The following is a 25811-nucleotide window of genomic DNA, read 5'->3' as shown; positions in this document are numbered from 1 at the left end:
TGGATAACTTCATTGACCGGCACCCGACAAGAGATCGATGCTGCTGTCGCAGCGTCCGGACGCGCTCCTCCACCCCCACCCCGACTGGGAGGAACGCCATGTCCATTACCACCCGGGGCCGTAGACGGCTGGCGTCAGCGGTCCTCGCCGCCGTCGCCGTCCTGACGCCCGTCCTGGTGCCAACGGCCACCGCTCACGCCGCTCCGGTCTCCGCTGCGGACACCGCTCGTCGAGCCGCCCCTCACCCGGCCGTTCCCACTGCCAAGCGCCTCAACATCACCATGCAGGCGCAGCAGAACAGCAACTGGTGCTGGGCGGCGAGCGGCAACACCATCGCGTCGTGGTTCGGGCGCGACTACACCCAGAACCAGTTCTGCGACGCCGCTTTCAACCGGCCCCAGGGCAGCACCTGCGGCAACTGGCAGGCGGCCTTGGACGACGTGCAGAACGCCCTCGACTGGATGGGCATCAACCCCGGTACGTACGTGAGCGGTTACCTGCGCTACAACACCGTGCAGAAGGAGATCAACGCCGACCGCCCCATCGAGACGCGCATCGAGTGGAGCTCCGGAGGCGGGCACATGCATGTGCTGTACGGCTACGACACCTCCGACAGCCAGGTCTACTGGGGCGACCCCTGGCCCTCCAACTACCGGTACAACTGGGGGGATTACGACTACTACGTGAACAACAACTCGTTCACGTGGACCCACTCGCTCTACGGGATCGGAGCGTGACCCCGTGATCCCGATCCGCACGTCGCCGATCCAGACCCCACCGACCCTGGCGTCATCGAGCGGCACGTCATCGACACCGCCGTCATCGAAGCGCCGCGCACCGAAACACGCCCCCGCCCGCCACAACCCCATCCGCAAAAGCGCGGCAGGCGCGGTACTCGCCGCCACCGCGGCCCTCGGGGCACTCACCCCCGCCACTGCCCACGCGGCGGCCGCCGGCGACTTCCCCACGCCCTTCACCGCCGCCGACACCGCTCAGGCACGCGAGGCGGCGTCAACCCCAGCCACCCTCCTCACCCTCTCGCGCTTCTTCGCCCGCGATGGCGCGATCGCGCAGAGCGCGGCCGGGCCACACCTGGTCGGACCCTCGGTAACCGTCTACTACCTGGACCCGGGATTCGTCGCCGGACGCCCGGGCGCCCCTGTCGCCGATCCACAGTTCATCGCGAGCAAGGTCGTCTCCGCGGACGGCCAGGTCGCCTCGGTATGGACGGTACGGACGGAGAAGGGGTGGAAAGTCGTCAACATCGCGACCGGCGGTGACGAGACCAACTACGTCAGCGAGGCGCACGACCTCGGGCCCGTCTTCCGGGAACCGCAGATCGACGCCTGGTACGTGGTGCGAGACGGCCGTGTGCTGCCGCTCGACCCCGACGCGCGACGCGCCGTGGGAAAGGGCGGCGTGACCCTGGGCGCCTACCAACGCCTGGTACACGCGAAATACGGCGACAAGCTCCCGGGGTCCGCCTACGACCGGGCGGGCGAAGGCGGCGGTTACGACCGTACAGCCGCGACCCGGCGCACGTCCGCCGCAGCCGCGGCGACCGCCGGCGAAGCCATCACCGCGGGCTCCGCCGCCACGGCCGTCGCCGCCCTGCTCGGAGCCTGCTTCGGCGTCCGCCGCATGCGGCGGACGCGCTGCGCCAGCTGAGCCGCCTCCCCAGCAGACCAGTACGACCGCGTCTCCTACGCGGGCAAGGCCGAGAGGCTGCGTCAGCGGCTGTCGTCGTACTTCCAGCACCTGACCACTCCCCCGGCACCCGCACCTCGGTCCACTCCACCGCCGCCTCGGTGGAGTGGACCGAGGCCACCACCGAGGACGCAGGCCGCCGCGGGAGCGCTCGAGCGGCCATTGAGAGCTGGGGCCGCCCGGACATCCAGGTCAACAACGCCAGTCTCATGCCGCCCGGGCGCTCCAGGCGCGGACCTGAACGACTGGCGGCGCATGGTCGACATCAGGGAAGCGACGTTGAGCGGCCAGCCATGACTGAGAACGACGGGTTGTCCGGTTCCCCAGTTCTTGTAGACGATCGTCGTTTCGCCCGGCGTGGTGACAAAGGGCCTGACGATCGATCCTGTCGCATTGCGACGAGTCAGTGAGCGCCCTCCCGCGAGGGATTCTTGACCGGTCGGTCCGAATCTGTTCTACTCGAATAGATGTTTGCGGAGCGCGGGGTCTTGGCGCCCACGCGGTCCTCCGATTTCTCCCGTGCAGCGGCCGTCGGCGCCGCGAGTGGCGCACAGCGCCGGATGCGCTCCACCTGCCACTTTCTCTGACAACTGCCCTGGACCGGCCGGCGCACGACACCTGCCGAGGTCGCCGACTACCTCCGCGTACTGGGCGAGCACATCGTTCCGGAAGAGAACGTCGACAGCATCGAAGCTCTCGTCGTGGATGGTGACCGCGCTGTCCTCCTCGGAGAGTTCTCGCGAGTGGCGAGAAGCACGGGCCGCTCGTATCAGATGCCCATCGCCATCCACTTCCAGGTCGCCGACGGGGAGATCATCAAGCTGCATCTCTACGAAGACACCTTCAAGGTCGCTCAGGCATACGCCCAGTGAGGGCCTGATCTCCGTTCCATCGCCCGAGGCCGATCAGCGGCCCTCGCGCCGCGGACGCGGTAGCCGGCGGCTGGCCCCTGCGCCGTGTCCTTGCGCAGAAGCCCGGCCTCCACATCGTTCAAGGAAGCCGCCTTGCGCGCTGCGATCGACCTTCGCCGTTCCTCCCCCCGCCACCTCGCCCGCACCGACTGGCTCCGGTCAGGGCCTCGCCCAGCGAATGACCGCCGGCGCGGGCATTCTTCACAGCAAGACGAACGACTCGTGGACGCTGCCCGGCAACCCTGAACACAGCAACCCGGTGCACTTCGTCCAGATGGGGGTCCTGCCCGACACTGCCGACGTGACCCCGGCGTACGAGCAATTGGACATCAATGCCCAGCTCGCACATGGCGGGTGGGCCATCCTGGCATCGGGCATGCCAGGCACTCCGGCATACGGGCCATCAGCCGTCAGCATGCCACGGTGCACGGGGCGCCTTCGTCCCGCCGAGCCCCTGCGCAACGCGACCGTGCCTGTCGTTCATCTCGTCGTCGCCAAGGGCGCGCTTGCCTGGAGGGCTCCGACCTGCTCGCTCACGGATCGCTCACGGAGATGCGGCACGCATCACGGCTGCTGAGGGCCAGCGCATTACCGCAGCAGCTCGGTGCCGAGGTGCTCATGTGGGAGATGCACGCCACTGCGATCCTCCGGGGGACCCGAAAACCGGCCTGCCGAGCGGACGCCGTGTGCAGCGACATGACGCACACCCAGCGAAATGAGCAATCCACGATGAGTGCCCGGGAACTGCTGCTCGCTTACGCGGCCTACACCGCAAACCCGAGATGCGCCTCGTGCCTCTTTGCCGAGGACGGCGCCGTTGAACTGCCGTACCTCGAATCCATTGACCTCCCGACCCGAACGGTCGGTCCCGAAGCTATGTGCGCGAGTTCTTGATCGGACTGTTTCGAGTCGTCCCGGACCTCGGCGGAAGGTGGCAATGGGCCACGATGCTGCGTCAGCGAGCCAACCCGCTGCACCCAGCCGAAAGACTGACGCTGTTGCCTCCCATGCAAGCCTATATGGACCGAAAGGTCCAGAAGAGGTAATGTGACACCTATGGGCCGTCCCCGAAACTTCGACGAGAACCAAGTTCTGGAGTCCGTGCGCGAGCAGTTCTGGAACCGAGGCTATGCCGCAACGTCGCTGCAGGACTTGATGACCGCCACTGGCCTGGGCAAGGGAAGCCTGTACGGGGCGTTCGGCGACAAGCACCAGTTGTTCCTGCAGGTACTGGACAGCTATCGCGACGAGCAGCTGACCGGCGTCCGGCAGATCCTCACCGGACCGGACCCGGCCCTGCAGCGCTTGACCCTCCTCCTGGAAAGCGCCGCCAATGGGTTCGCTGCAGACGCGCACCGGCGCGGCTGCTTGATGGTCAACAGCACGTCGGAGTTGCACAGCCAGGATCCGGAGGTGGTCTCGCGGGCCCGAACGACATATCAGGGCGTGGAAGACCTTCTGATCACCTGCGTGAGGGATGCGCAGCTTGAAGGAGACCTGGATCCGGGTGCCGACCCGCAGGAACTGGGACGTCTGCTCCTCGCCGTCCTGCAGGGCATCGAGTTTCTCGCCAAGACGAACATGGACGCTTCGGCCCTGCTGCAGATCGGCCGCGCCGCGCTCTCCCACCTGCCTCGACCCTGACCCTGGCGCCCGCCGCTACTCACGCCCGTCCCTGCGCCGCGCCCCGGCAGCAGGATTCGGACCGGCTGCGGACCAACCGCTCGATCTCTGTCCCGCTCGGGTCCCTTTGCGCTGGTCAGGGCGCACATGCAAGGTGTACGACCAGCAGACCAAGAACTGGACATCGAACTTGCGGTGCGCGCCACGACGACCCTCCCCCGCATGCCGGGCCGGAGCGCCGCAGCCGTCGCAGGCGCCGGTAGTGCGCAAAGCGCAGCCTGGTCCAGCTCATGACAGCGGCAGCAGCTCCGCCGGTGCCAACCAGCGGGATCCCTGTGTCCGCCGTATCCGGGGCACCGGTCAACTGCCCTGCATGGACGGCGGCAGCCATCGCGCCAAGAACAAACCCCACGAAGGGCGTGACCATGGCTCCCACCACCAGGAGCGTGATCCGGACGATCCGCATGAGAGACGAACCTTGCCAAGCTGGGTTCTGCTCGTGTCAGAGGCCACGCCCGCTACCCGACGGGCGCAGCCGACCGCCCCCTATCACCCCGCCCCGGCGACCCCCTCACCCGCCAGCTGCTTCGCGGCGGCCAGGAGGCAGTCGCGCGGTACCAAGACCAGGGCCTCACCTTCTCCGATCGAGGCGCCCAGCTCGTTCATCCGCTCCGCCTCCGGCGCGGTCAAGAGATGCAGCTTCCCGATCACCAAGAAGTCGCCGTCGTCCAGCTCCAGGACGTCCGGGCAGTTGTTCGCTCCGACGGACCCGCGCTCGGCGGGCGTCGATCCGATGCGGCGCATGAGGCTCCTCGAGGTGGCACGATCGGTGTTATGAACACCAATACGGACTGGGCCTACCGGGTGTTCGAGCCGCACGGGTCCGAGGGCTGGCGCCCCTACGGCAGCGACCCCGAACAGTGGCACGGCGCGATCACCGCCGCCGACACGGACGAGGGCGCCAAGCACGCCATCGGCCGCATCGTCGCCGCCCTCATGACCGAGTGGGAGAGGACCGGCCTCCACCACGCGATGCACGTGCGCGTCTTCCTCTGGCACGACGAGGCGGGCGAGATGGAGGATGCGGACTTCGTCGTGGAGGTCCGGCCCCGGTCGGACTTCGACGCAGCGTGACGGATCAGGAGGCTCAACGGCCGAAATCCGCGTCGGCGGTAACCCGCCGGTGGGCACCGAGACCCTGGATCAAGGCACGCAGCCGGGCACCGAGGTGCACGTGAAGGCGCAGCGCGTCCATCCCCGAGCGGCGCAGCTCCACCAGACGCTCACCGCGGCCCGGCCCTCGCACTGGTGGTCGGGGGCGGGGCCTGCCTCGGTGTAGACGAGCACATCCCGGTTCTGCCCGGTGGGCGGGCCGCCCACCGGGCAGAAGGCCCGCCCTCAATACACGGACGACTCCGCACGCATCTCCCGGTCGGCCGGCTCCACCAGGCCCTGCCCGGCCGCACCCTCCAGCTGGAGAGGATCGTTGACTTCGACGACGACCTGGCCGGCGAGGCCACTCGCATCCGCAACCGACTGCGTGGCCTGCTCACCCAGATCCACCCTCACCTGGAACGCGTCCTCGGCCCGCCCATCCACCACCCGGCCGTCCTCAGACTGCTGGACCAGTTCGGCTCCCCAGCCCTCGTTGGCGGGCTTCGACTGGACGCGAGACGTCGGGTACGGGCGCGGGCCCGAGCGGCCCGGCTGGAGCGGCACACAGCACGCCGGGCGCCACGGCGCGGTGGCCGCCACGCCTGACAGACGCCGGACAACACCGACTCTCGAAGCGAGGGGCCGGCCATTGACCGGACACGGGAAAGCCCCGTCACATTTAGTGACGGGGCTGATGAGCGGCTATCGGGGGGCGGCGGACGCTACAAACCCGAACCGACCAACGGTTTCAGATGCCGAGGGGGAGGCCGAGGGGAGAGCCCACAACAGTGCTGACGGGTTGATCGAGAAGACCGTCGGTGACGTCGTCGGGGCCCGGTGCCTGGGCAGCTATGGCCGGGACGACCGCTCCAAGGGAAAGCAGCGCGCTCACTGCTGCAACGATCACGATGCGGCGAACAGACAGCACGGTGATTCCCTCCCGGTGAGGAGAAGACCCTGGGCGTAAGGACAGGCATAAGACATCCCACCCGCCAGGCCCCCGCACGCTTTACGTCACTCGTTTAAGGGACGGCTGCCCGCCCCCGCCAGGGGCGATTGGCATAGGCGTTGAGACGCCCCCTGACGGGACCCGGGTGCTCGGGTGCTGACCCCGTCGGCCCTGGGGGCAGAGGTTCCGCCCCTGGGCGGGGCCCGCGCCGGCCGCAGCTCGGCTGCGGACGCAATGAACGGCCTTGGTACGTCGGTACAGCCGTTGGCGCTGAGATTGATCACGGGGTCTAGCTGCGGCTTTCCTTGTTCGGGTGAGGCTGGGCCTGGAGGCGTTCGCGGAGGCCGATGTCTTCGGGGGTAAGCGGGTCCCCGGACCGGCGGATGCGGATGGGCATGAGGCGGACCGTAGCCAGGCCCCGCCCAAGACCGACGGTCTTTCAGCGAACGAACGAGTTCGCTGGAAATACGCGCGCACCTGGTCGGTCGGGTGCGGACTTCGCCGTGGCGGTGCGGGTGCTGGGCGCGGCGGAGGACATGGCCCGTGATCTTCAGGCGACCCGTGTCCCGTCCAACGCCACCATCGAGTCGCCGGACGGCGGCCCCGCCTGATCCGCCAGGGCGGGGTAGTCGTTGTAGCCGGCGACCCCGCCCACGTACATGAAGTACCGGTCCCGGACCGGGTTGAGCGGTGCGCCCAGGCGCAGCCGGGTGACCAGGTCCGGGTTGGCGAGGAAGGGTCGGCCGAGCGCCACCAGGTCGGCGCCGGCCGCCAGCATCTCCCGCGCGGCCCGGGTGACGGCTTGCGTGGACAGGTCGGTCAGGTCGGGGTTACCGATCAGGACGCGGGGCCAGTCGGCGCGGATCCGCCGGTACCAGCCGGTGGCCGGGTCGGACCGCACCAGGTGCAGATAGGCGAGGTCCAGCCCCTTCAGGCGGTCCAGGAGCGTGGCGTAGAGGCCGTCGGTGTCCTCCTCCAGGACGCCGTTGACCGTGCTCGCGGGGGAGATGCGGATGCCCACCCGGTCCGCGCCGATCGCGTCGACCACCGCCTCGGTCACCTCCGCCGCGAACCGCACCCGCCGCTCGACCGAGCCGCCGTAGCCGTCGGTGCGGCGGTTGGTGTTGTCCGCGAGGAACTGGTGCAGCAGCATCCCGTTGGCCGAGTGCACCTCCACGCCCTCGAAGCCCGCGACGATGGCCCGGCGTGCGGCGGCGGCGAAGTCGACGATCGTGGCCCGGATGTCGTCCGTCGTCATCGCGCGCGGGACGGCGGCCTGCCGGTGGCCCTGCGGTGTGAAGATCGTCTCCGGCAGTGGGACGGGTGAGGGTGCGAGGGGCGTGAGGCCGGTGGTCGCCGGGTGGCTGACTCGGCCCCCGTGCTGGAGCTGCAGGAACATCCGCCCGCTGGCCGCCCGCACCGCGTCGGTGACCCGCCGCCAGCCGGCCGCGTGCCGGTCGGTGTGGATCGCGGTGATGTCCGGGTACGTCTGTCCGGCCGGGTTGGGCGTCGAGCCCTCGGCGATGATCAGTCCGGCCGAGGCGCGCTGTGCGTAGTGGGTGACCATCAGGTCCGTCGGGGTGCCGTCGGCCTCCGCGCGGTTCCGGGTCAGCGGGGCCATCACGAGGTGGTTGGGGAGGGCGAGCCGGCCGAGCCGGGCGGGGGCGAGGAAGTCAGTTGTCCGCGTCATGTCGGCACGGTAGAACTTGACACTGATGTGAGGTTCAAGCCCTCTTGCTGGCGGAGGCGTACATGCGGATCGGCGAACTGGCCCGGCGCACCGGCGTGAGCGAGCGGTCGCTGCGCTACTACGAGACCCAGGGGCTGCTCGCCGCCGAGCGCACCCCCGGCGGCCACCGCGACTACCCGGAGACGGCCGTCGACCGGGTCATCCGCATCCAGGAGCTGTACGCGGCCGGGCTGCACAGCGAGAAGATCCGGCAGCTGCTGCCCTGCATGCGCGACCGGGACGGCGGGCCCTCCGCGATCGCCACCCCGCGTCTGGTGCAGGACCTGACCGCCGAGCGCGACCGGATCGACCGCATGATCGCCGATCTGCGCCGCTCCCGGGAGACCCTGGACGAGGTCATCCGCACGGCCCGGGACGCCTGACCGGCCATACCCCCGAACGCACGGCGTCCGTCCTGTCAGCTGGGTCAGGGTGCGATGAACAGGGTCGGGAAGCGGGGGGCCAGCCAGGGCCGGGGGCCCCAGGCGAGGATCTGCCCTTGGGCGATGGCACGCCAGGGATTCAGCCGGCCGAGCGCGATGAGCAGGAAGGCGACGGGGTCGAGCAGGATGGTGCAGTCCGCGCGGTGTCGCATCGCGCCCGGGGTGACCTGCACGGCACCGTCGGCCAGGGCCACGCCGAATGTCTCGCCCCCGCGGAGCCGGATCCGGTAACGGGCCGCGAGCCCGGCCGTGGCTGACGGGTCCGCGACACGCGACATGACCGAGAGCATGAACGGCATGCACAGCCCCACCCGTGCCCGGTCGACCATGTGCGGGCGTTTCAGGGCGCGGGCCAGGTCGTATCCATGGCCGAGCATGTGCGTGAGCAGATACGACGCCAGAACGGACCGGTTCATCGTGCCCAGGGGTGTGGCTGGTTCGGGGCCGGGGGCCGCAGAGCGCGAGACAGCGTCCAGGAACGCCTCGGCCTGCTCCTCGATCATCGTCGCGAGTGGCTCCGCCCGACGTTCTGCGAAGACGGCGAGGGACTGTGCGTTGGCCTCGGCCAGGCTTTGGGGCGTTCCGTCGCCGTAGGGGCGCTCCCGTCCGGCTGCCAGGTCGGCCATCAGTTCGTTGGCTATGGCCAAGTGGGCCGCGGCCTCGCCGACGGTCCATTTTGACCCCGGCACGGCAAGCGCCGTGTCACTCGCGCCGCGCACCAGCGCGGCGATCTCCTCAGCAGTGCCACGAATCGCCTCCGCCAGCCCGTCGGGCAAGGGCCACGGGCCGTCCTGCCGTACCGTCGTGTGCACGCTGTTTGCTCCGCTCCCCACCCTGCCCGGCACGCCCCATGTGTGTCTGGGGCGGTGGTACCCAACCAGACTCGCACCGCACCCGGCAAGCCCCTGCGGCCGTGAGCCCCGTTGCCGCAGGAACGGCGCTTCCATTTCTGCCGGGCAAGGAGGCCCGGCGCAAGGCTGCGGGAGCGGCGGGAGCGACCGTATGAGAGACGGTTGGTAAGCCTATGAGTGTTTCTGTCGTCGCCTGATGGTGGAGCAATGCTCAAGACCTGTGGATCGGTGTCGGCGAGGCAACGCGAAGGGCCTACCTTCCCGAATGATCCTGTGGCGATCATCCAGTGGCCGACGTCGGCGCGTCGGTCGGGAAGCCACGCCTGTGCTCACGGTAGTCAATGCTGACGGTTCCACACCAACCGGCTCCCTGATTGACGCGATCGTCCTCGAGGGCGCCCGGCGGATGCTGGCCACGGGGCTGGAAGCCGAAGTCAACAGCTGCGCTACCGAGTTGGTCGACGAGCGGGACGGCGACGGTCGCCGCCTACGCGTACTGTGGGCCTGATTCGGGACCGGCGCCTGTACGAAGTCACCCCAGCCCACCGGTTGGGTTCTGCGTCGAAATCGAGGCGACGAGCCTTGTCCCTTCTCGGCAGACTGCCGACATGTCCACCGATGTGAGCGGGATGATCGAGTGCAGACCTCTGGCCCAAATCTGGGGCGAGGACGACGAGGACGCGGTTTGGCACGCCGCCATGGACCTCTTCCTCCTCAACACCGGCAACGCCTATGACGCACTCGCCTGCCTCTTCGGCGTCCGTAACTCCTTCGGATTCCAGCCGCTGACCGAAGACCGTGGCCTGCCGGACGACGCCTCGGACGGGCTGCGGGCCGCGTTCAACGCGTGGGGCGCGCCACAGGACGCACACGGAACGACGTGGATCAACTGGGCCGAGTTGGCAGCTGCCAACTGGGACGAGACCGATCGGTCCGGCACGCGCAGCCGCAGCACGGTCGCCGGGCCGGGGACCCAATGGGCGCCGGTCTGGGATGTGATGCGGACACTTGCCGACTTGCATGGACCAGAACACGTGCGACTCGTGGTCTGGTTCGACTGATCACGGAAATCCGTCGCGCGACACAGCTTGGCTTCTCCATTGGGAAGCCACTCCGGTGCTCAGCTTGCTGCCCCATCTTCGGGCCGGGGAATCGCGGTGTTCCCCAAGCAGGTGAAGCTGTGTCGTCCGATCATGCACGCGGGGCGGACCGGGAAATGAGGGGTAGCGGGCCGCGGTCGATGACGGTGCGAATGCAGAAGGTGCTGCGGGCGTCGCGAACGGGACCGATGGCCAGGATCGGGCCGGTGAGCACCTTTTCGAAGGTGCGCCGGTCCGGCACGGCGAGCTCAACGAAGAAATCGGCGTCGCCAGAGACCACATGGCAGGCGACCACGTGGTCGATCGCCTTCAGTGCCTCTTCGCCCAACTGGCAGGTGGTGCGGTAGTGCTCGACTTCGAGGGAGAGGAACACCGTCAGCCCGAGGTCGAGGCGCTCGCGGTACAGATCGGCCCGGTAGCCGTCGACGTTGGGGGTGCGTCCGTGGCGCGTGAGGTGGTCCAGGATCGCCCGGTCGATACGGTCGTACAGGGCGTGGCATGAAATGCAGCATAACGGCCGTATCGTCGAACAATCCTGCACTGCGGCGCCGTACAGGCACTCACTACGCCATCGCATGCCGGGCTCGGCGGCGCATTCTGGTTACGCGCCGCGGCCGCCAAGCCTGTACCAGAAGAAGGGGCCCGCAACAGCGGGCTCCTTCTGCGTCGTCCCCGGCCGAACGACCAGCCGGCCGGCATCGAGCAAGCCGTCACCTGCGACCTGGTTCACCACTCCGCGAGGTTATGCGGCCAACGTGCTGGCCACTGTGCTCACCTGCTCATCGGGCCACCGCCTACCGGACTACGACGAGATGGAAGGCCCGGCACCCGGCAGACTTGGCGGAGGATGCAGAGCGCCGGGTGGGTTACCACCACGTCCGGCTGACCTGGCTCACACGGTCGTGACCAGCTGGTTATGGAAAAAGGCCGGTCCAACCGTGGCGATCGAGGCGATGGCCCTCTCGTCCCGGGTCAGCGGCACTCCTGGTTCTTTTGATCACACCTCGGGCCGCCCCGCTCATGAAAGCGCCCTATCCAACAGGGTCCTTCCTGCTATTACTCGTTCGGGGTCGCGGAATTTGAACCCACGGCCTCTTCATCCCGAATGAGGTTTCAGCAGCTCTACAGCCTGGTGTGACCACCGGTCACTCCCCGAGCGCCCGTATGACCCGTATGCAGCGCTCAGCCGAGGGATGCCTCGCTGCCAATCAATGCATGGGGCACCCCGTTGGCAAAGTGACGGCCTGTCTGGTCAGTAGACCATGGGCCCCCAGGCGTCTTGACCCGTGTTGGGGTCGTAGATCTCGATCTCAAGCTCGTGGACACCATCACCGTGATAGAGGGTTGCGGTCACGCCGGGGCTGACGTCCCAGCCAGTGTTCGTCCACCCTCCGGTGTTGATATTGGTCTGCCACAGCCGCCCTTCGCAGTTCGAGAGGCCGTCGAGATCAGCGGCACCCCAGTGTGGACCCCCCCACGTTAATGATCCAGGCGTCGCAGTCGGCCGTCGTGACTTCGCCTGTAGCGGCTGACGCGTTGGTCGTGGAGAAGATCAAGCCGCAAGCGGCGATTGCGCCGACGACCGCCAGTTTGGCACCTCGGCGCTTGGTGCTGATACGCACATTCCCCCCGTGTGGACACATCGGAGAGCCCTGCGCCCCCCGACTTGCTGCTAAGCGTAGGGGCGGACTGAGACTTATGCTGGAGGGAAATTCCAGCCAACTGCTGAACCTGAACTCGTGATGTCGGATTCCTCGTGGGTTGACCTGCGTCAGATGTGGGCCCTGACTTGTTGCACCGGATGTCCGAGGGCGTCTCCAATGGCGGTCAGTTCCTCGTCGCTGAACCAGGCACGCTCTGGGTTCCAGATAGCGATCTCGAAGCGGGCAAAGGCACAGGGCCAGTCGTAGTCCAGCGCGTCCAGCGAGGTCGCGGCACCGCAGCAGGGAACCACCACGGCGAGGGTTGCAAAGCCGTCCTCGCAGTGAGCTTCGAGCAGATCGGCCCACCACTCGGTGTCAATCGACGCACCGCAGTGGGGACAACCGATCTTCTCCAGATTCTGACCACAGTCGACAACGGTGAGCGTGTCGTGCCAGGTGACGTCGATCTCCACATCAACGCCATCGGGGAGCCCGGGCGCCAGGTCCTCCGCAATCGACGCAGCACGCTCAGCCGAGGCCTGCTCAGGCTGCCAGTGCGGGTCGGTCGGAATGACAGAGAGGACATCGTCACTCACGGGCTCACTCGATTCGTCAGGCGGAACTTCATCCAGGCGACGCGATGTTGCCGAACGCGCATTCGGGTGGCATGTTCCCATGCTGGTCACGCCTCGAAGGCCAGACCGGTGCCGGCGAGACAGTCGTCCAGCAGCAGGGGACGGTCCGGCCAAAACCACCAGGTCCAAGCTCTCGCGACAGCACCCAGGCCCAGGACGAGGACGTTTGCCAGCCGCGCAGGGAAGGTGAGGGCGCCGTAGCCGAGAAGCGCGATCCCCGAGGTCGTGAGAACGGTGGCTGTGGTGAAGAGAGAGCACCACATCCGCATCATGTTCTGATACAGCACCCAGGCTGCGGAACTGGGCGGTCGCGCCACGCGCCAGCTGCGACGACGCGAGCGCTCTCCTCCTGCGCCGCGTCGCTCGCCGCCGAAGCGCTCGGGCATCAGGAGTGAGTCGTACGCATCAGCGTCGCGAAGTAGAGGACGGCGGCGAGAAGAAGCGCTACAGCCGTCGCCTGAACGCTCCAGGCCCGGCTTCCAAGTGCCTTGAGCTGGTCCTGTTTGAGCAGGACCCCGAAGATCACGGTGAGACCGAAGGTCAGGGGCGCCGCTCAGGAGCTTGGCAGGCCACCCTGGTCGGCCAGGAATAGCCGGTCAAACCGTCGCCTCCAGCCGGGCCGCAAGACGCCGCCATGACGGGGCCGCACGCCGCATGTTGCCCGAGGACCCGCACACAGACGGCTGCGGCCGTGTCCGTGGCGCGGACAACGGCGTCGCTGCCTCGGCTGGCGTTCGCCCGGCTGCGCTGCGTGAGGCCTCGACCGGGTTCGGGAGGTGCGGGGTGCTGGCGGACTTGTCGCCGCCCTCTTGCGTGCTGTCATGTACGGGTCCAGACTCCGGCTTGCGAACACGCGTGCACCTCGCGCGAACGTCCTTCACCCCCACCGCCGGTCGACCACCGGCTGCCTGAAGGGATGTTCAGTGTCACGCTCCACACCAGGCCGAAGACGCCTCATCACCGCATTCACCACGCGTGCGGCCACAGTCAGCCCAGCAACTTGGAGCGGCGGGAAAGCAGGAGCCAAGTTGGCGACGCCGACCATGGGCGCGATCAGGACGACCAACCCGCTGAACGTTGCCGCCACTTGGAGCGCGCCTCCGCGTTGATCGATGGCGGTGTGGCTGCGTCGCATGCCAGACCCGAGCACGACGCGCATGGTCCAGCCCGTGGTGCAACTGCGCGAAAGCCCCTGCACCACCTGACGCCAGCCCGCCGTATCGCCTTCCTGCCGGTTGTGCCGCGTCTGTCAGCGGCCGCCGGTGCCCCACACCAACCGCCAGGAGAGACATGTCCAGACCGGCAAGAGGAAGAACCCCCCTGCTCATCGGTGTCCTGGCCGCGGCGATGGCGTTCGCCGCGCCCGCCTTCGCCAGCCCCTCGGACTCCGCGACCGCCTTAGTGGCCCCCCATGCCACCGCTCCCTCTCTCGCGCAGGTCAGCAGTGACCCGTACTCCGACTCGCAGGCCCAGCACGCCACCGAAGTCGAGCCGGACACCTACAGCTTCGGCAGCACCGTCGTCGCCGCCTTCCAGGTCGGCAGGGTCTCCGGCGGCGGGGCGTCCAACATCGGGTGGGCGACCTCCACCGACAACGGACAGAGCTGGACGCACGGCTTCCTGCCCAACTCCACCACGAACACCGGCGGCTCGTACTCCGCCGCCAGTGACGCCTCCGTGGCATACGACGCCAAGGACGGCGTGTGGATGGTCTCCTGGCTGGGCATCCGCTCCGGCAACAGCGTCGATGTCGACGTCAGCCGCTCCACGGACGGCGGCCACACCTGGGGCGCCCCGGTCACCGTCTCCACCGGCACCTTCGATGACAAGAACTGGACGGTCTGCGACAACCACCCGTCCAGCCCGTACTACGGCCGCTGCTACACCGAATACGACGACGCCAACGCCGGCGACGCCGAGCACATGAAGACCTCCACCGACGGTGGCGCGACCTGGGGCGCGCAAGCGAGCCCGGCCGACAGCCCGAGCGGACTCGGCGGCCAGCCGGTCGTGCAGCCCAACGGCACCGTCGTCGTACCGTTCTCCTCCGGCAGTGAGGACAGTGAACGGGCGTTCATCTCCACCAACGGCGGCAGCAGTTGGGGCTCAAGCGTGCAGATCGCCACTGTCTCGCACCACCCGGTCGCCGGTCTGGAGGACGACGCCGCCGACATGTCGCGGCTGGACAGCCTGCGCGAGGGGCCCCTGCCGTCCGCTGAGATCGACGCCTCCGGCCGCGTCTACGTGGTCTGGTCCGACTGCCGCTTCCGCACCAACTGCACCAACAACGACATCATCATGTCGACCTCGACGAACGGCACCTCGTGGAGCTCGCCGGCCCGCGTGCCGATCGACGCCGCCAACAGCTCCGCCGACCATTTCGTGCCCGGCATCGGCGTGGATCCCAGCAGCGCAGGCAACACCGCCCGCATCGGGCTGACGTACTACTACTACCCGAACGCATCCTGCACGGACACCACCTGCCAGCTCGACGCAGGCTACGTCTCGTCCACCGACGGCGGCGCCACGTGGGCGGCACCCACGCAGCTCGCCGGCCCCATGACACTGGCCTGGCTACCCAACACGACACAGGGCCGGATGTTCGGCGACTACATATCCACGTCCGTCCTGTCCGGCGGCAACGCCGTCACCGTGATCCCCATCGCCCACTCCCCCAGCGACAGCACCTTCGACGTGGCGATGTACGCACCGACCGGCGGCCTGCCGATCGGCAGCGGCCAGCCAGGCGGCAACACCGTCACCGTCACCAACCCCGGCGACCAGAACGGCACCGCCGGCACCGCGGTGAACCTGCAGATCGCAGCGGCCGACTCCTCCTCGTCCGCCAAGCTCACCTACAGCGCGGCCGGCCTGCCACCCGGCCTGACCATCGCCTCCACCACCGGCCTGATCTCCGGCACACCCACCACCGCCGGCACCTACCACGTCACCGCCACCGCCACCGACGACACAGGCGCCACCGGCTCCACCACATTCACCTGGACAATCAACCCGGCAGGCGGCGGAACCTGCACCAGCACCGGCCAAAAGCTCAGCAACCCGGGCTTCGAGTCCGGCAACACGGTATGGTCCGCCAGCTCGGGCGTCATCGGGCAGTACGGCTCACAGGGCGAGCCCCCGCACGGCGGTACATGGGACGCATGGCTTGATGGCTACGGCAGCTCCCACACCGACACCCTCTCGCAGCCCGTGACGATCCCGTCCGGCTGCAAGGCCACCCTCAGCCTGTACCTGCACATCGACACCGCCGAAACGACGACCTCGACCGCGTACGACAAGCTCACCGTCAAGGCCGGCGCCACCACACTGGCCACCTACTCCAACCTCAACGCCGCCGCCGGCTACACCCAGAAGACCTTCGACGTCTCCTCCCTAGCCGGCCAGACCGTCACCATCACCTTCACCGGCACCGAAGACACCTCCCTCCAGACCTCATTCGTCATCGACGACACCGCCCTCACACTCAACTGACCCTCAGCCGACTCCGATCTGCCAACACCCCACCGGGCGGCCTCAGGCATGGTCATCTACCCCGTCGGCAACGGCACAGGAGTCACCCTCAGCTGCTTGCCCTGGACATTCCGGTGCGGCGCCATCCCTCGGCGCCGCACATGCCGCCGGAACAGCCTCACCCGGCCGGGATCGGCTGGGTGAGGTTCACCGGGTTGCCGTCGGGGTCCTGGATGTGGGCGACGCGCTGTCCCCACGGCATGTCGTTGGGGCCGCTGCGGACCGAGCCGCCCAGCGCCTCGACCCGGCCGAGCGTCTCGTCGACGTCGTCGACACCGATGCTGAGCAGGATCCGCGGTGCCGCCCCGGTCCCCGGGTCCGCCTTGGCCACCAGCCCGAGGTCGGTGTCGCCTATGCGCAAGCCGAGGTAGAAGGCCGGGCCTTCCGCCGATACCCGGAAGATCTCCTCGGCGCCGAACAATTTCGTATAGAAGCCGAGCAGGACGTCCTGGTCGGCAGTGATGATCACTGGCTGGATGGTGGACATGGCACTCCTGTCGAGAACGGTCGTGTCGCTGGGTAGACCGTTCGAGGACAGTGAACTCATCGGCAAAACAACCCCACCGGACGATCTACAACACAAACTGCCGCCCACGACGAGCACGAGCACCCCGGAACGAGGTCACGCCACCTCGCTGACCAGTCACTTCAAGATGGCGGAGCTTGTCTCTACGCCGCGCCGGGACGAGGGACCTCACGTCGTCGTGTGCAGGTCCGGTGGTGGGGGTTCGTCCGCATGCTCGCCCGTGACCAGGTGGGCCACACGCCGGGCTACCGATACCGCGTGGTCGGCAAACCGCTCGCAGTAGCGGCCGACCAGCGTGACGTCCACGGCGGTTCATCATGTGACCTGTGGATAGCATCGGGCTTCATGACGCTGACGCAGCGGTGGACTTCCCGTGTTCTCCTGGTGGACGGCGACGATCGTCTGCTCCTGCTGTGCGGCCGTGATCCGCGCAGACCCGGGGCACGATGGTGGTTCACCGTCGGTGGTGGCGTCGAGGACGGCGAGAGCTATCCTCAGGCCGCCGTGCGTGAAGTGTGGGAGGAGACGGCGCTGTCTCTCCCCGTTGGGCGCTTGGGCCCCGTTGTCTGGACCCGGCAGGCGATCTTCAGCGTCGACGGCCGTGTCTTCGACCAGTACGAGGAATACCGTCTTGCCCGCGTCACTGCCGATGAGGTCCGCGGAATGAACGTCCGGACACAGGAGGCTCGTTACGGGCATCGCTGGTGGTCGGCAGCGGAACTCGCCACCACTGCGGAGACCGTCCGACCGAAGAGGATGGCTTCTCTCCTGCCCGATGCGCTGTCGGCCGTGGGTCTTGATCGAGCCCCTGTGCATTTGGGCAATTTCAACGAAGACACTGATCCGGAGTAGCGCATCGGTACGGTTTGAGCCGCAGAGCCATATTTTGTCGCGTCGCAACCCGTATGGCCGCCTGGGTAGTTGGTTGACTGGGACGCATGACGTCATCTGCGTTCGAGACGTACAGGCCCGATCCCGTCAGCTATCTCGACCGGCTCGCCACGAGCGATCTCGGCCGCTCCTACAAGCGGCGGATGCTCGACGAACTCCACCTGCGTGCCGGACACAGGGTGCTCGACCTCGGCTGCGGCCCCGGTACCGACCTTGAGGCGCTCGCCCAGGCAGTCACCCCGGCCGGCGCTGTCGTCGGCGTCGACCACGACCGGAACGTGACTCCTCCCCCTCGTGAACGAGGGGGCTTCTCGCTATGCCGGGTTGGCGTCGCGACGGACCAGCCCGGCCCGTAGAACGTTGATCGCGCCCACCGTGTCAGCGTGCGCGGTGTGGCCGCACGCCTGGCAGTGGAACTTCTCCTGAGTGGGCCGGTTCTCCTTGGCGGTGTGCCCGCATTCGGGGCATCGCCGGGAGGTGTTGCGGGGGTCCACCGCCATCACTTGCCGTCCGGCTCCTTCCGCCTTGGCGGCCAGGATCGCGAGAAACACCCCCCACCCGGCATCAGCGATCGAGCGGTTGAGTCCCGCTTTCGCGCTGGCCCCGTTGGGCAGGAAACTGCCCGGCTGTCCGGGGTGCGGCTTCGGCGCGGGAGCCTTACTCATGTTGCGGATCTTGAGGTCTTCGTGCGCGATGAAGTCGTGCTCACTGACGAGACCGAGCGCGGTCTTGTGCGCGTGGTCCAGCCGCTGACGGCGGACCTTGCGGTGCAGCCGGGCAACCGTCTCCACGGCCTTGCGGCGGCGCTTGCTGCCGCGCTTGCACCGGCTGAGGGCCTGCTGTGCGGCTTCGAGTTTCGTGGCTGCCTTCGCCCCGTGGCGGGGGTTGGGTACGAACTCGCCGCCTGAGTCGGCGAGGAAATTGGCTATGCCCATGTCGACGCCGATCACAGACTCGGTTGCCGGCAGCGGTTCGGGCTGGGCCTGCTCAGCAGTCAGGATGACGTACCAGCGTCGCCCTTCGCGCTTCACGCTGATCGTCTTGACCTTGCCGACCACGGGCCGGTGCTGGTGCACCTTGACGTGGCCGACGCCTTGGAGGCGGACGCGGGTGACGGGGTCGTGCGGGGTGGAGTCCCAGCGGCAGCCGTCGCCGTCCTTGGGGAAGTCGACGGTGTCGAACCGCTTGCTCGACCGGAAACGCGGATACCCCGGCTTGTCCCCGGCCTTCACGCGCCGGAAGAACGCGGCAAACGCCTTGTCCAGACGCCGCAAGGTCGCCTGCTGGCTGGAGAACGACCAGCGTCCCTGACGCTCGGCGTCGAAGGCCCGGATGTCCTTGAGCTGCGCGGACTGCTGTCCGTACCGGACTGTCGTCTTCGAGCTGTGCCGGTAGGCGTCGCGGCGTTCCTGCAAGGCTCCGTTGTAGAGCGAGCAGTGATCACGCAGCATCTCGCCGAGCGCGACGGCCTGGCCGACGGTGGGCCGCATGAGGAACTTGTACGCACGGATCATCTGGCCCACCTCCTTCCACGTCGGTTCGCGTGATCACACTACCCTTGGTGTATGTCACCACGCTGGGAAACAAACCCCGATATTCGTACTGGACGTCACGTCGCCTACAACCTTCACGCTCACTTGGTGTTCGTCACCAAGTACCGCAAGGACGTTTTTGATGACGCCATGCTGAAGCGGTGCGAGGAGATCATGCGGGAGGTGTGCGACAGCTTCGAGACAGAGCTGAAGGAGTTCAACGGCGAGCGCGATCACGTGCACCTGCTCGTGCGCTACCCGCCGAAGATCGCCCTGTCCAAGCTGATCAACAGCCTCAAGGGCGTCAGCTCCCGATACCTGCGAGCCGAGTACACCGGCCGCATCAACCGCATCGGACTCGGCTCCGTCTTCTGGTCCCGCTCCTACTTCGCCGGTTCCTGCGGCGGTGCACCGCTCAGCATCGTCCGCCAGTACATCAAGGGCCAGAAGCGGCCCACCTGACCGTCACCGAAGAGACGCAGCGAACTCCGGCGCTGCGCGCCTCCGGCCCGAGGATGCGTCTCCCTCCCCGGCTGAAGCCGGGGATACCCACGCAAGATCAAGGATGGTGGACGCCGCGCGGGCCCGCACCGCCAGTGAAGCCGTGGTGGACGTCCGGTACGCGGACATCCACGACCTGCCGCTGCACGACCACATCGCCGACCGCGCCCGCACCGACCGGGTCCTGCAGCACGTCGCCGATCCCCTGGCCGCGCTCGGTGAGATCCGCCGGGTCCTGCGGCCGGGCGGGCGGCTCGTGATGGGCGAGCCAGACTGGGAGACCCTGGCCGTCGACCATCCGGACAGCGGCCTGACGCGTGCCTACACCCGCCATGTGGCCGAAAGGGTGGTCCGCAACGCGGGGATCGGCAGGCAGCTGGCCCGCCTGGCGGCCGAGAGCGGCTTCACGGTGCCCACCGTCATCCCTGTCACACCGGTCTTCCGGGACGTCCAGGTCGCGGACAGGATCCTCGGCCTGGAACGCACCACTCGGCGCGCCGTCGAGGCAGGCTGTTTCAGCGACCAGGCGGCGGAAGCCTGGTTGACCCATCTCACGCATGGCCCCTTTTTCGCAGCGGTGACGTTCTACATCGTCGTGGCCGAGGCATAGCCGGGCGTCGCGGTCGCCACTGCCGGCGCGGCGGTGTCCGTCGTCTCACCAGCAGCGGCAGGCCGCGGCAAGGCTCCCTTCGCGGAGTTCGGGCATCGCGAACGGACCGGTGTCATGCCGCGGGGTCCCGCCGAAGGAGCACGAGGACGGCGGCGCAGGTGGCCAGGGTGATCCAGGGCTGGTTCAAAGTCTCGGTGCTGGGGTGTTGTTGCAGGTCACGGGAGTTTCAGCAGGTCGAGTGGGCGGGTGAACGGTTCGTAGGAAACCTCTCGCAGTCCGGCGGCGATGCTGCGGTGGCCGGCGTCTCGGAGGGTGTTGATCGCCAGGTTCCGTAAGGTGGCCATGTTCGCGGGGCCGTGGCCGGTGCGGACCTTGGAGGCGTCCTCGGCGAAGGCGGTGTCCCGGATGTGGTGCACCGCTTCGATGCCCCACTGCGACCTGGTGAGACGGCCGATCCGCTGCGGCGATGCCTCAGATGCCGCCATGTCCGTGATCGCGTAGACGGTCTGCCGGGTGACCTTGCCGGTCTTCAGGTCGGTGCGGTGGCGCAGGATCTTCGCCGCCTGGACCACATGCGGGAAGTCCAGGCCGAGGCTGGTGACGGTGAGCGTGCGCACCGAGCGGGTCTCACGCCGTCCGTGGCCGCGCTCGCGGTCGTAGCGGCGGGCGGTCACGTCCTTCCACGGCAGGGCCTTGAGCGCCGCGTGCAGGTTCGGCTGGTTGCCCTTGACGACTAGGAGGTAGTGCGCTTTCTTCACCTCCACCAGCCACTTCGCGTGCTCGCGCTGGGTGTGTAGGGCATCCGCGGTCACCACGGTTCCGGCCAGGTCGAACGGGGCCAGCAGGGCGGTGAACGCGGAGATCTCGTTGGTCTTGTCCGGCACCCGTAACTGGCTGACGATGCGGCCGGCGGCCGTGACGGCGGACAGCAGGTGGGCGGCGGGCACGGTATCGGTGCGCGAGCCGCGGGCGCTCTTGCCGTCCACCGCGACCGTCTCCGTCCCGGTCGGGCCGTGGCCGAGCAGGTCGGCGAGCCCGCCGGGACACACCAGGACCAGCACCCGGCGCAGGGTGGACAGGCCGGCCGGACGGCGCACGCCAAGCGGCCCACACGCGCGAAACCCCAGGCGGACGAGGGTGTCCTGGGGTGCGTGGCGGGCCCACTGCCCGATGGCCCGATAGGAGCGGGCGCCGGCCAGGACCGCGCACGCGGCGGTCAGCAGAACCGAGGCGAGGGTGTGCCGCCGTCCACGCCGGTGACGCGGATCGGGCAGGACAGCCAGGCGGGCCTCCACTCCGGGAAGTTCACGCTGCTGACGCGAGAAGGGCTTGACCAGACAGACCATGGCAGACTGACGGCACATCGAAGCTCCGATGATCGGGCGACTTGGTAGGTCCTCTTGATCATCGGAGCTTCGTTGCGTGCAGCACTGCTGGGGTGAAGATTCGTCACATCCCTGTGACCTGCAGGTTCTCAGAGCCGCCAGGACTATGAATCAGCCCTGCAGGGTGATCGTGGCCACCTGCGCCACGATGCCGGTGCCGAGGTGGGCGGTCCCTGAAGGGTCGAAGGCGTGGATCCAGTCCTGCCAGTAGTGCACGGGCAGGGCGACTTGCACGGCGTGCAGGGTGTGCGCGCCGTTGAGGATGCCGGCAGCGATCATGAAGGCGACGACGGCGCCGAGGGCCTCGATCCCGCGGGGCAGGAGGAGTCCCAGGGTGAATGCGATCGTTGCGATGCTCAGCATGCACAGCAGGCACTAGCCGGTCGCCGACAGGACGCGGGTGGCCGTCTCGCCGTCGGTGAGATTCGGAGCGCCGACGATGTGGAACGGGTGCCAGCCGTAGATGGCAACACCGGCGAGCAGGCCGGCCGTCAGCACAAACAGGGTGGCGATCGCGGTCACAACGGCCAGAGCTCCGAGCTTGGTCGCCAGCAGGCGTGCTCGGCTTATGGGCGCGACGTACAGGTGGCGCAGGGTTCCCCACTCCCGGTCGGACGAGGCGATCGCGGCGTCCGGCAAGGCCACCATGATCGGGAGGAGCAGCGGTTCGATGAACTCCATGCTCGCCATGGCGTGGTTGAGCGCGGAGTGGGGGAGGCGCCGAACAGGCCGGTCTGACGGCCGTTGCGATGCCCCGCCTCGGAGGCGTACGGAAAGTCGGACAGCACGGGTACGGCGGCCAGACAGGCGAGCATGACGAGGGAGGGTGTGGATCCGCAGTAGTGGGGTGGTCAGTTCAACGCGCAGCATGCTCTTCGGCTCCTTCGGTCATGGTCAGGAACGCCTCTTCCGGGGACTTGCCCTCCTGCTGCACGGACGTGACGCCGATGCCTTCCGTGAGCAGCGCGCGGACCAGGTCGCGGGAGAGCACACCGGGGGCGGTGACGACGATCTCGTCCCGCTGCGTCGTGGCCGACGCGACGCCGGGCAGTGCGCGCAGCACGGCGGTCGCCTGCTCGGTGTCGTCCACCCGGAGGCGGTAAGTGCCGGCTTCGCCGAGCAGTTCGCCCATCGGTCCTGCGGCGATCAGCCGGCCATGGTTCATCACGACGACGTGGGTCGCCAGTTGCTGCACCTCGGCGAGCTGGTGGCTGGAGACGAGTACGGCGGCCCCTCGTCGGGCCAGCTCACCCAGGTGCTCGCGCAGACGCAGGGCTCGGACCTCGCCGGGGTCCCCTCCGTTAGCCGGCTCGTCAAGGATCAGCACGCCGGGCTTCCGCATCAGGGCCTGGGCCAGCATCAGTCGCTGCTTCATCCCCATCGAATAGCCCTTGACCTTGCGGTCGAGCGCCTCGCCGAACCCGGCAAGGTTCAGGGCGTCGTCCAGAGGGGGGCAGCCATGCCTGTCGTGCCGCCAACTACAGGAGCCGCAGGTTGGCATGGCCGGTGAGGCACGGTACGAAAGCTGGGCCGTCGATGAGTACGCCGACGCGACTCAGCACGTCCGTGCCCAGGCCGACGAGCTCGCCCAGGATGCTCGCGCTGCCGGTGTCCGAGGACGACCGGCCGACCGGCATCCGCATCGTGGAGGTCTTGCCCGCCTCGTTCGGGCCGAGCAGCGCGCAGATCTGGCCGGCTTCCACAGTGGGGCCGAGCCCGCTGACGGCCTGCCTGCGTCCGTACCGTTTGGACAGCTCGCGGTCACAGATCGTCGGTGTTGATAGTTCGTGCGCCGTGGACAGGTGCATTGTCACGCCTTTCGCCGGTGCTTGTCCGGTCGTCGAAGGTGAGTGGCGGCCGCGCCGAAGCGGCGCCGCGAGCCGGTGGAGTCGTACGGGAAGCAGGCGAGCAGGAGCGCTGCTGTGACCAGGGAGGTGGCCAGACCGGCGCCGAGTGTGAGGGCGCCCAGGGCCGGGACGGAGGTCAGCGATCCTGTCCCGAACACCGGCCACAGTGTGTCGCGGAACGCCGTTGCCGCACTGATCGCGACGCATCCGGCGACGGCCGATGTCTCGGCGATGCGGCGGGCCCGGGTGCGCGGCGGCCGGGCGATGAATCCCGCGACCGCGTTGCCGATCACGCAGAAGGCGAGGTTGGAGGTCGCCACGACGATCAGCATCCAGACGACGAGCAGCGGATCCGTCCAGCGTTCGCCGACGGCCTGCGCACCGGTGATGGCCGCCGCGGCCAGCGTGCTCAGCGTGATGAACACCGTCAGGGCGCGGCGGCGTGCCCAGACCGCCGCGTCCGGACCAACCCAGCGCCGCAGTACGGGAATCCGTCGGCAGAGGAAGACGGCGTCGCCGAGCCAGTCGTTCCGCCAACCGCCGGACGAGCGGCGCCAGCGGTGACATCGCCCGAGCGACACCGCTGCCACCACGGTGAGTACGGAGTTGACGACCAGCCCGCCGATCAGCACCGATGCCCAAGTCCCCGAGGACGAGGCAGGCGTCCTGGCGATGACCGCGGCCCACTCGGACACCACTGTGAGTCCGACCAGCGTGACCATCGCCCCCGCCGCACGCGCCGTCTGCCGCACCCGCTCCGCACCCCCCGGCGCCCGCCACGCGAGCAGCCGTAACGCGATCACCAGGGCGAGCATCGGCACCGCAAACTGAGCCAGGGACACCACCACGTCGTACGGGTCGTCCTGCCACGGGCTGGCGGCCCTCACCGTCTTGTCCTGGGTCTCCAGCACCGTCAACACCTCGAACACTCCGGCCGCGCCGAGGCTCGCCCAGACCACGGCCGAGGAAGCCCGGCCGTTCTCCTTCACGTGTTCCATGGCCCGCAATAGTACGCGTCTCGTACTACGTGACAAGTAGTATCGCGACTCGTACCATGTGGGCCGGAGGCAAGGAGACCCATGCACAGCAACGACGCCCAGATGCTCGTGCTCACCGTCCTCGCGGACGGGCCGCGGCACGGATACGCCATCAACACCGCGATCGAAGAGCTCACCGGCCGCAGACTCGGCCCCGGCAGCCTCTACGGCGCCCTCTCCCGACTGGAGGGGCGCGGGCTGATCCAGCCCGCGAACCAGACAACCGGCCCCCAGGAACGCCACCGCACCGTGCAGATCACCGACGCCGGCCGCGACCAACTGCGCGCCGAACTCCAGCAGATGGCCCGGATCTCCGCCGTCGGCCTGCGCGCACTCGGGATCAACCCGGCATGAACGCGGCCACGCTCCTGACCCGGCTCTACCCGCCGGCCGTACGTGAGCGATGGGGCGAGGACATCCGGCACGAGGTGTCCGCCGGCGGAGTCCGGTCCTGGCCCGACACCCTCGCGGGGGCCGCGCGCCTCTGGCTCCACCCCGGCGACTGGCCCGAGACGTTCACCGGACAGACCCGCCGCGTGCTGACCGTCGCACTCTTCACGCTCACCGCGGCCACCGGTCTGCTGCTGCGCTCGGCCGAACCCTCCACCACCCTCACCGCAGACATCCATCACCCCGCCACCAGCCTGTGGCTCGCCCCGCTCCTGCTCGGCATCGGCCTCGCCGCACCGCTTCCCCCGCTCAGCGGGGCAGCACTCCGCAGCCTGACCGCCGCGGCGTTCCGCACCCTGGCCGCCCCGACCGCCGCGGTCGTCGCCCTGTGCCTGATGGCATGGAGCGGCGTGGCCGAACACCTCACCGGCTTCGCTGGCACAGCCGTGGTCACGTACTACTGGCTCACGCTCGGATTCGTCGCGTTCCGCCTGTGCGTCCTCGTCGCCCGTATCGCCCGAACCGCCGCCCTGCCGACCACGCGCCGGCTGTCCACGGCCCTTCTGCACATCGGCACAGGACTGACCCTCGCCGCGGGCCAGAACCTCCTCGCCGTCGTCCGGACCGCTCCTCACCCAGGGTCCCTGGCCGAGAGCACGGCACTGGGCCTCCTGGCCGCCACGGCCATCAGCACCGGCCGCGACCTGCGGCAGCAGAGGGCATAGGCCCCAGCCATTGGAGAGCGACCGGCGCTCCGCGACCGCCGAGCGCCGGTACCGCTGAACCATTCCCGACCACCGACCCAGGAGTTGCAC

The 25811-nt window shown here is 68.5% G+C and carries 29 protein-coding genes and 3 pseudogenes; 16 read left to right on the top strand and 16 right to left on the bottom strand.

Going from position 1 to position 25811, the window contains the following annotated elements; all coding sequences use genetic code 11:
• Positions 1 to 98 precede the first annotated feature (98 nt).
• From LMU33_RS25195 to LMU33_RS25180, 4 genes are all read left to right on the top strand, one after another.
• Positions 99 to 737: a papain-like cysteine protease family protein gene (locus tag LMU33_RS25195; RefSeq protein ID WP_228622882.1), complete on the top strand. Its 639-nt coding sequence runs from the start codon at positions 99 to 101 to the stop codon at positions 735 to 737.
• Between the two features lie 4 nt (positions 738 to 741).
• Positions 742 to 1668 carry a hypothetical protein gene (locus LMU33_RS25190; RefSeq protein WP_228622881.1) on the top strand — a complete coding sequence of 309 codons (927 nt, stop codon included), beginning with the start codon at positions 742 to 744 and terminating at the stop codon, positions 1666 to 1668.
• 629 nt (positions 1669 to 2297) lie between these two features.
• Positions 2298 to 2579, top strand: a complete 282-nt coding sequence (locus tag LMU33_RS25185) for a nuclear transport factor 2 family protein (RefSeq protein ID WP_228622953.1) — start codon at positions 2298 to 2300, stop codon at positions 2577 to 2579.
• 1095 nt (positions 2580 to 3674) lie between these two features.
• Positions 3675 to 4262, top strand: coding sequence for a TetR/AcrR family transcriptional regulator (locus LMU33_RS25180; protein WP_228622880.1), 588 nt, complete (start codon positions 3675 to 3677; stop codon positions 4260 to 4262).
• Positions 4263 to 4790: 528 nt separating this feature from the next.
• Here the strand turns inward: LMU33_RS25180 and LMU33_RS25175 are convergent.
• Entirely contained in the window at positions 4791 to 5045 is a 255-nt protein-coding gene (locus LMU33_RS25175) for a hypothetical protein (protein WP_228622879.1), read from the bottom strand.
• A gap of 30 nt (positions 5046 to 5075) precedes the next feature.
• Between LMU33_RS25175 and LMU33_RS25170 the strand changes: the two genes are divergently transcribed.
• The gene (locus tag LMU33_RS25170; RefSeq protein ID WP_228622878.1) at positions 5076 to 5375 is read left to right on the top strand and encodes a hypothetical protein; all 300 of its coding nucleotides are present in this window, start codon (positions 5076 to 5078) and stop codon (positions 5373 to 5375) included.
• Between the two features lie 13 nt (positions 5376 to 5388).
• Here the strand turns inward: LMU33_RS25170 and LMU33_RS42315 are convergent, their stop codons facing one another.
• Positions 5389 to 5643 (bottom strand): DUF6417 family protein, encoded by a 255-nt coding sequence (locus tag LMU33_RS42315; RefSeq protein ID WP_504967698.1) that lies wholly within the window; start codon positions 5641 to 5643, stop codon positions 5389 to 5391.
• A 68-nt stretch (positions 5644 to 5711) separates the two neighbouring features.
• Here LMU33_RS42315 and LMU33_RS42060 point away from each other — a divergent pair.
• Positions 5712 to 5993 (top strand): annotated as a pseudogene (locus LMU33_RS42060) (hypothetical protein); the annotation flags it as partial.
• Between the two features lie 902 nt (positions 5994 to 6895).
• Here the strand turns inward: LMU33_RS42060 and LMU33_RS25160 are convergent.
• Entirely contained in the window at positions 6896 to 8035 is a 1140-nt protein-coding gene (locus LMU33_RS25160; RefSeq protein ID WP_228622877.1) for an alkene reductase, read from the bottom strand.
• Positions 8036 to 8097: 62 nt separating this feature from the next.
• Between LMU33_RS25160 and LMU33_RS25155 the strand changes: the two genes are divergently transcribed.
• Positions 8098 to 8457 carry a MerR family transcriptional regulator gene (locus LMU33_RS25155; RefSeq protein ID WP_228622876.1) on the top strand — a complete coding sequence of 120 codons (360 nt, stop codon included), beginning with the start codon at positions 8098 to 8100 and terminating at the stop codon, positions 8455 to 8457.
• Between the two features lie 44 nt (positions 8458 to 8501).
• Here LMU33_RS25155 and LMU33_RS25150 read toward each other — a convergent pair whose 3' ends face one another.
• Complete coding sequence (locus LMU33_RS25150; protein ID WP_228622875.1) at positions 8502 to 9329, bottom strand: maleylpyruvate isomerase family mycothiol-dependent enzyme; 828 nt, start codon at positions 9327 to 9329, stop codon at positions 8502 to 8504.
• Positions 9330 to 9693: 364 nt separating this feature from the next.
• On the opposite strand from LMU33_RS25150, the pseudogene LMU33_RS42230 reads away from it, so the two are divergent.
• Together LMU33_RS42230 and LMU33_RS25140 are read left to right on the top strand one after the other, a co-directional pair.
• Positions 9694 to 9864, top strand: a pseudogene (locus tag LMU33_RS42230) (IS256 family transposase); the annotation flags it as partial.
• Between the two features lie 112 nt (positions 9865 to 9976).
• Positions 9977 to 10429, top strand: a complete 453-nt coding sequence (locus LMU33_RS25140) for a hypothetical protein (RefSeq protein ID WP_228622874.1) — start codon at positions 9977 to 9979, stop codon at positions 10427 to 10429.
• 130 nt (positions 10430 to 10559) lie between these two features.
• Here the strand turns inward: LMU33_RS25140 and LMU33_RS25135 are convergent, their stop codons facing one another.
• The 3 genes from LMU33_RS25135 to LMU33_RS25125 form a co-directional block, all read right to left on the bottom strand.
• The gene (locus LMU33_RS25135) at positions 10560 to 11045 is read right to left on the bottom strand and encodes an Lrp/AsnC family transcriptional regulator (protein ID WP_228622873.1); all 486 of its coding nucleotides are present in this window, start codon (positions 11043 to 11045) and stop codon (positions 10560 to 10562) included.
• 1194 nt (positions 11046 to 12239) lie between these two features.
• Positions 12240 to 12707, bottom strand: a complete 468-nt coding sequence (locus LMU33_RS25130; RefSeq protein WP_228622872.1) for a hypothetical protein — start codon at positions 12705 to 12707, stop codon at positions 12240 to 12242.
• Positions 12708 to 12793: 86 nt separating this feature from the next.
• Positions 12794 to 13132 carry a hypothetical protein gene (locus tag LMU33_RS25125; RefSeq protein ID WP_228622871.1) on the bottom strand — a complete coding sequence of 113 codons (339 nt, stop codon included), beginning with the start codon at positions 13130 to 13132 and terminating at the stop codon, positions 12794 to 12796.
• A gap of 904 nt (positions 13133 to 14036) precedes the next feature.
• On the opposite strand from LMU33_RS25125, the gene LMU33_RS25120 reads away from it, so the two are divergent.
• The gene (locus LMU33_RS25120) at positions 14037 to 16238 is read left to right on the top strand and encodes a putative Ig domain-containing protein (RefSeq protein WP_228622870.1); all 2202 of its coding nucleotides are present in this window, start codon (positions 14037 to 14039) and stop codon (positions 16236 to 16238) included.
• A 157-nt stretch (positions 16239 to 16395) separates the two neighbouring features.
• Here the strand turns inward: LMU33_RS25120 and LMU33_RS25115 are convergent, their stop codons facing one another.
• Positions 16396 to 16764 carry a VOC family protein gene (locus tag LMU33_RS25115; protein ID WP_228622869.1) on the bottom strand — a complete coding sequence of 123 codons (369 nt, stop codon included), beginning with the start codon at positions 16762 to 16764 and terminating at the stop codon, positions 16396 to 16398.
• A gap of 207 nt (positions 16765 to 16971) precedes the next feature.
• A pseudogene (locus LMU33_RS25110) lies at positions 16972 to 17115 on the bottom strand (phosphate signaling complex protein PhoU); the annotation flags it as partial.
• Positions 17116 to 17148: 33 nt separating this feature from the next.
• On the opposite strand from LMU33_RS25110, the gene LMU33_RS25105 reads away from it, so the two are divergent.
• Together LMU33_RS25105 and LMU33_RS25100 are read left to right on the top strand one after the other, a co-directional pair.
• Positions 17149 to 17655, top strand: a complete 507-nt coding sequence (locus LMU33_RS25105) for an NUDIX hydrolase (protein ID WP_069779380.1) — start codon at positions 17149 to 17151, stop codon at positions 17653 to 17655.
• Positions 17656 to 17741: 86 nt separating this feature from the next.
• The gene (locus LMU33_RS25100; RefSeq protein WP_308280805.1) at positions 17742 to 18050 is read left to right on the top strand and encodes a methyltransferase domain-containing protein; all 309 of its coding nucleotides are present in this window, start codon (positions 17742 to 17744) and stop codon (positions 18048 to 18050) included.
• On the opposite strand, the gene LMU33_RS25095 is transcribed toward LMU33_RS25100, so the two are convergent.
• The gene (locus LMU33_RS25095) at positions 18009 to 19208 is read right to left on the bottom strand and encodes an RNA-guided endonuclease InsQ/TnpB family protein (protein WP_228622868.1); all 1200 of its coding nucleotides are present in this window, start codon (positions 19206 to 19208) and stop codon (positions 18009 to 18011) included. The two genes, LMU33_RS25100 and LMU33_RS25095, sit on opposite strands and share 42 nt — an antisense overlap.
• Positions 19209 to 19259: 51 nt before the next feature.
• Here LMU33_RS25095 and tnpA point away from each other — a divergent pair, with 51 nt between their 5' ends.
• Both tnpA and LMU33_RS25085 read left to right on the top strand, forming a co-directional pair.
• Positions 19260 to 19688 (top strand): IS200/IS605 family transposase, encoded by a 429-nt coding sequence (gene tnpA / locus LMU33_RS25090; protein ID WP_228622867.1) that lies wholly within the window; start codon positions 19260 to 19262, stop codon positions 19686 to 19688.
• A gap of 103 nt (positions 19689 to 19791) precedes the next feature.
• On the top strand, positions 19792 to 20337 hold the full coding sequence (locus tag LMU33_RS25085; RefSeq protein WP_308280804.1) for a methyltransferase domain-containing protein: 546 nt from the start codon (positions 19792 to 19794) through the stop codon (positions 20335 to 20337).
• Positions 20338 to 20552: 215 nt separating this feature from the next.
• Here LMU33_RS25085 and LMU33_RS25080 read toward each other — a convergent pair whose 3' ends face one another.
• The 6 genes from LMU33_RS25080 to LMU33_RS25055 form a co-directional block, all read right to left on the bottom strand.
• Positions 20553 to 21701: an ISAs1 family transposase gene (locus tag LMU33_RS25080; RefSeq protein WP_228622866.1), complete on the bottom strand. Its 1149-nt coding sequence runs from the start codon at positions 21699 to 21701 to the stop codon at positions 20553 to 20555.
• 132 nt (positions 21702 to 21833) lie between these two features.
• On the bottom strand, positions 21834 to 22085 hold the full coding sequence (locus tag LMU33_RS25075; protein WP_228622865.1) for a hypothetical protein: 252 nt from the start codon (positions 22083 to 22085) through the stop codon (positions 21834 to 21836).
• A 12-nt stretch (positions 22086 to 22097) separates the two neighbouring features.
• Positions 22098 to 22403 carry an ABC transporter permease gene (locus tag LMU33_RS25070; protein WP_228622864.1) on the bottom strand — a complete coding sequence of 102 codons (306 nt, stop codon included), beginning with the start codon at positions 22401 to 22403 and terminating at the stop codon, positions 22098 to 22100.
• Positions 22404 to 22578: 175 nt separating this feature from the next.
• Complete coding sequence (locus tag LMU33_RS25065; protein WP_228622863.1) at positions 22579 to 23223, bottom strand: ATP-binding cassette domain-containing protein; 645 nt, start codon at positions 23221 to 23223, stop codon at positions 22579 to 22581.
• Positions 23201 to 23530, bottom strand: coding sequence for a P-loop NTPase family protein (locus LMU33_RS25060; protein ID WP_228622862.1), 330 nt, complete (start codon positions 23528 to 23530; stop codon positions 23201 to 23203). The genes LMU33_RS25065 and LMU33_RS25060 overlap by 23 nt, the downstream gene beginning before the upstream one ends.
• Positions 23531 to 23532: 2 nt before the next feature.
• The gene (locus LMU33_RS25055) at positions 23533 to 24567 is read right to left on the bottom strand and encodes a hypothetical protein (RefSeq protein ID WP_228622861.1); all 1035 of its coding nucleotides are present in this window, start codon (positions 24565 to 24567) and stop codon (positions 23533 to 23535) included.
• A gap of 81 nt (positions 24568 to 24648) precedes the next feature.
• Between LMU33_RS25055 and LMU33_RS25050 the strand changes: the two genes are divergently transcribed.
• Both LMU33_RS25050 and LMU33_RS25045 read left to right on the top strand, forming a co-directional pair.
• Positions 24649 to 24960 (top strand): PadR family transcriptional regulator, encoded by a 312-nt coding sequence (locus LMU33_RS25050; RefSeq protein ID WP_228622860.1) that lies wholly within the window; start codon positions 24649 to 24651, stop codon positions 24958 to 24960.
• On the top strand, positions 24957 to 25721 hold the full coding sequence (locus LMU33_RS25045) for a hypothetical protein (protein WP_228622859.1): 765 nt from the start codon (positions 24957 to 24959) through the stop codon (positions 25719 to 25721). The genes LMU33_RS25050 and LMU33_RS25045 overlap by 4 nt, the downstream gene beginning before the upstream one ends.
• Positions 25722 to 25811 lie beyond the last annotated feature (90 nt).

Source organism: Streptomyces barringtoniae (genome assembly GCF_020819595.1).
GTDB classification, from domain to species: domain Bacteria; phylum Actinomycetota; class Actinomycetes; order Streptomycetales; family Streptomycetaceae; genus Streptomyces; species Streptomyces barringtoniae.
Note: the sequence above shows the minus strand (reverse complement) of the source record. Positions and strands in the feature narration are given on the sequence as shown.

Bases quoted from the DNA above. Each gene is read 5' to 3' on its own strand.
- LMU33_RS25045 (WP_228622859.1), top strand. From the start codon at position 24,957: ATGAACGCGGCCACGCTCCTGACCCGGCTCTACCCGCCGGCCGTACGT.
- LMU33_RS25155 (WP_228622876.1), top strand. From the start codon at position 8,098: ATGCGGATCGGCGAACTGGCCCGGCGCACCGGCGTGAGCGAGCGGTCG.
- LMU33_RS25140 (WP_228622874.1), top strand. From the start codon at position 9,977: ATGTCCACCGATGTGAGCGGGATGATCGAGTGCAGACCTCTGGCCCAA.
- LMU33_RS25075 (WP_228622865.1), bottom strand. From the start codon at position 22,085: ATGCTGAGCATCGCAACGATCGCATTCACCCTGGGACTCCTCCTGCCC.
- LMU33_RS25160 (WP_228622877.1), bottom strand. From the start codon at position 8,035: ATGACGCGGACAACTGACTTCCTCGCCCCCGCCCGGCTCGGCCGGCTC.
- LMU33_RS25170 (WP_228622878.1), top strand. From the start codon at position 5,076: ATGAACACCAATACGGACTGGGCCTACCGGGTGTTCGAGCCGCACGGG.
- LMU33_RS25115 (WP_228622869.1), bottom strand. From the start codon at position 16,764: ATGTCCACCATCCAGCCAGTGATCATCACTGCCGACCAGGACGTCCTG.
- LMU33_RS25085 (WP_308280804.1), top strand. From the start codon at position 19,792: ATGGTGGACGCCGCGCGGGCCCGCACCGCCAGTGAAGCCGTGGTGGAC.
- LMU33_RS25055 (WP_228622861.1), bottom strand. From the start codon at position 24,567: ATGGAACACGTGAAGGAGAACGGCCGGGCTTCCTCGGCCGTGGTCTGG.
- LMU33_RS25135 (WP_228622873.1), bottom strand. From the start codon at position 11,045: ATGCGATGGCGTAGTGAGTGCCTGTACGGCGCCGCAGTGCAGGATTGT.
- LMU33_RS25095 (WP_228622868.1), bottom strand. From the start codon at position 19,208: ATGATCCGTGCGTACAAGTTCCTCATGCGGCCCACCGTCGGCCAGGCC.
- LMU33_RS25070 (WP_228622864.1), bottom strand. From the start codon at position 22,403: ATGGAGTTCATCGAACCGCTGCTCCTCCCGATCATGGTGGCCTTGCCG.
- tnpA (WP_228622867.1), top strand. From the start codon at position 19,260: ATGTCACCACGCTGGGAAACAAACCCCGATATTCGTACTGGACGTCAC.
- LMU33_RS25060 (WP_228622862.1), bottom strand. From the start codon at position 23,530: ATGCACCTGTCCACGGCGCACGAACTATCAACACCGACGATCTGTGAC.
- LMU33_RS25125 (WP_228622871.1), bottom strand. From the start codon at position 13,132: ATGCCCGAGCGCTTCGGCGGCGAGCGACGCGGCGCAGGAGGAGAGCGC.
- LMU33_RS25175 (WP_228622879.1), bottom strand. From the start codon at position 5,045: ATGCGCCGCATCGGATCGACGCCCGCCGAGCGCGGGTCCGTCGGAGCG.
- LMU33_RS25100 (WP_308280805.1), top strand. From the start codon at position 17,742: ATGACGTCATCTGCGTTCGAGACGTACAGGCCCGATCCCGTCAGCTAT.
- LMU33_RS25080 (WP_228622866.1), bottom strand. From the start codon at position 21,701: ATGTGCCGTCAGTCTGCCATGGTCTGTCTGGTCAAGCCCTTCTCGCGT.
- LMU33_RS25195 (WP_228622882.1), top strand. From the start codon at position 99: ATGTCCATTACCACCCGGGGCCGTAGACGGCTGGCGTCAGCGGTCCTC.
- LMU33_RS25050 (WP_228622860.1), top strand. From the start codon at position 24,649: ATGCACAGCAACGACGCCCAGATGCTCGTGCTCACCGTCCTCGCGGAC.
- LMU33_RS25105 (WP_069779380.1), top strand. From the start codon at position 17,149: ATGACGCTGACGCAGCGGTGGACTTCCCGTGTTCTCCTGGTGGACGGC.
- LMU33_RS25180 (WP_228622880.1), top strand. From the start codon at position 3,675: ATGGGCCGTCCCCGAAACTTCGACGAGAACCAAGTTCTGGAGTCCGTG.
- LMU33_RS25120 (WP_228622870.1), top strand. From the start codon at position 14,037: ATGTCCAGACCGGCAAGAGGAAGAACCCCCCTGCTCATCGGTGTCCTG.
- LMU33_RS25065 (WP_228622863.1), bottom strand. From the start codon at position 23,223: ATGCCAACCTGCGGCTCCTGTAGTTGGCGGCACGACAGGCATGGCTGC.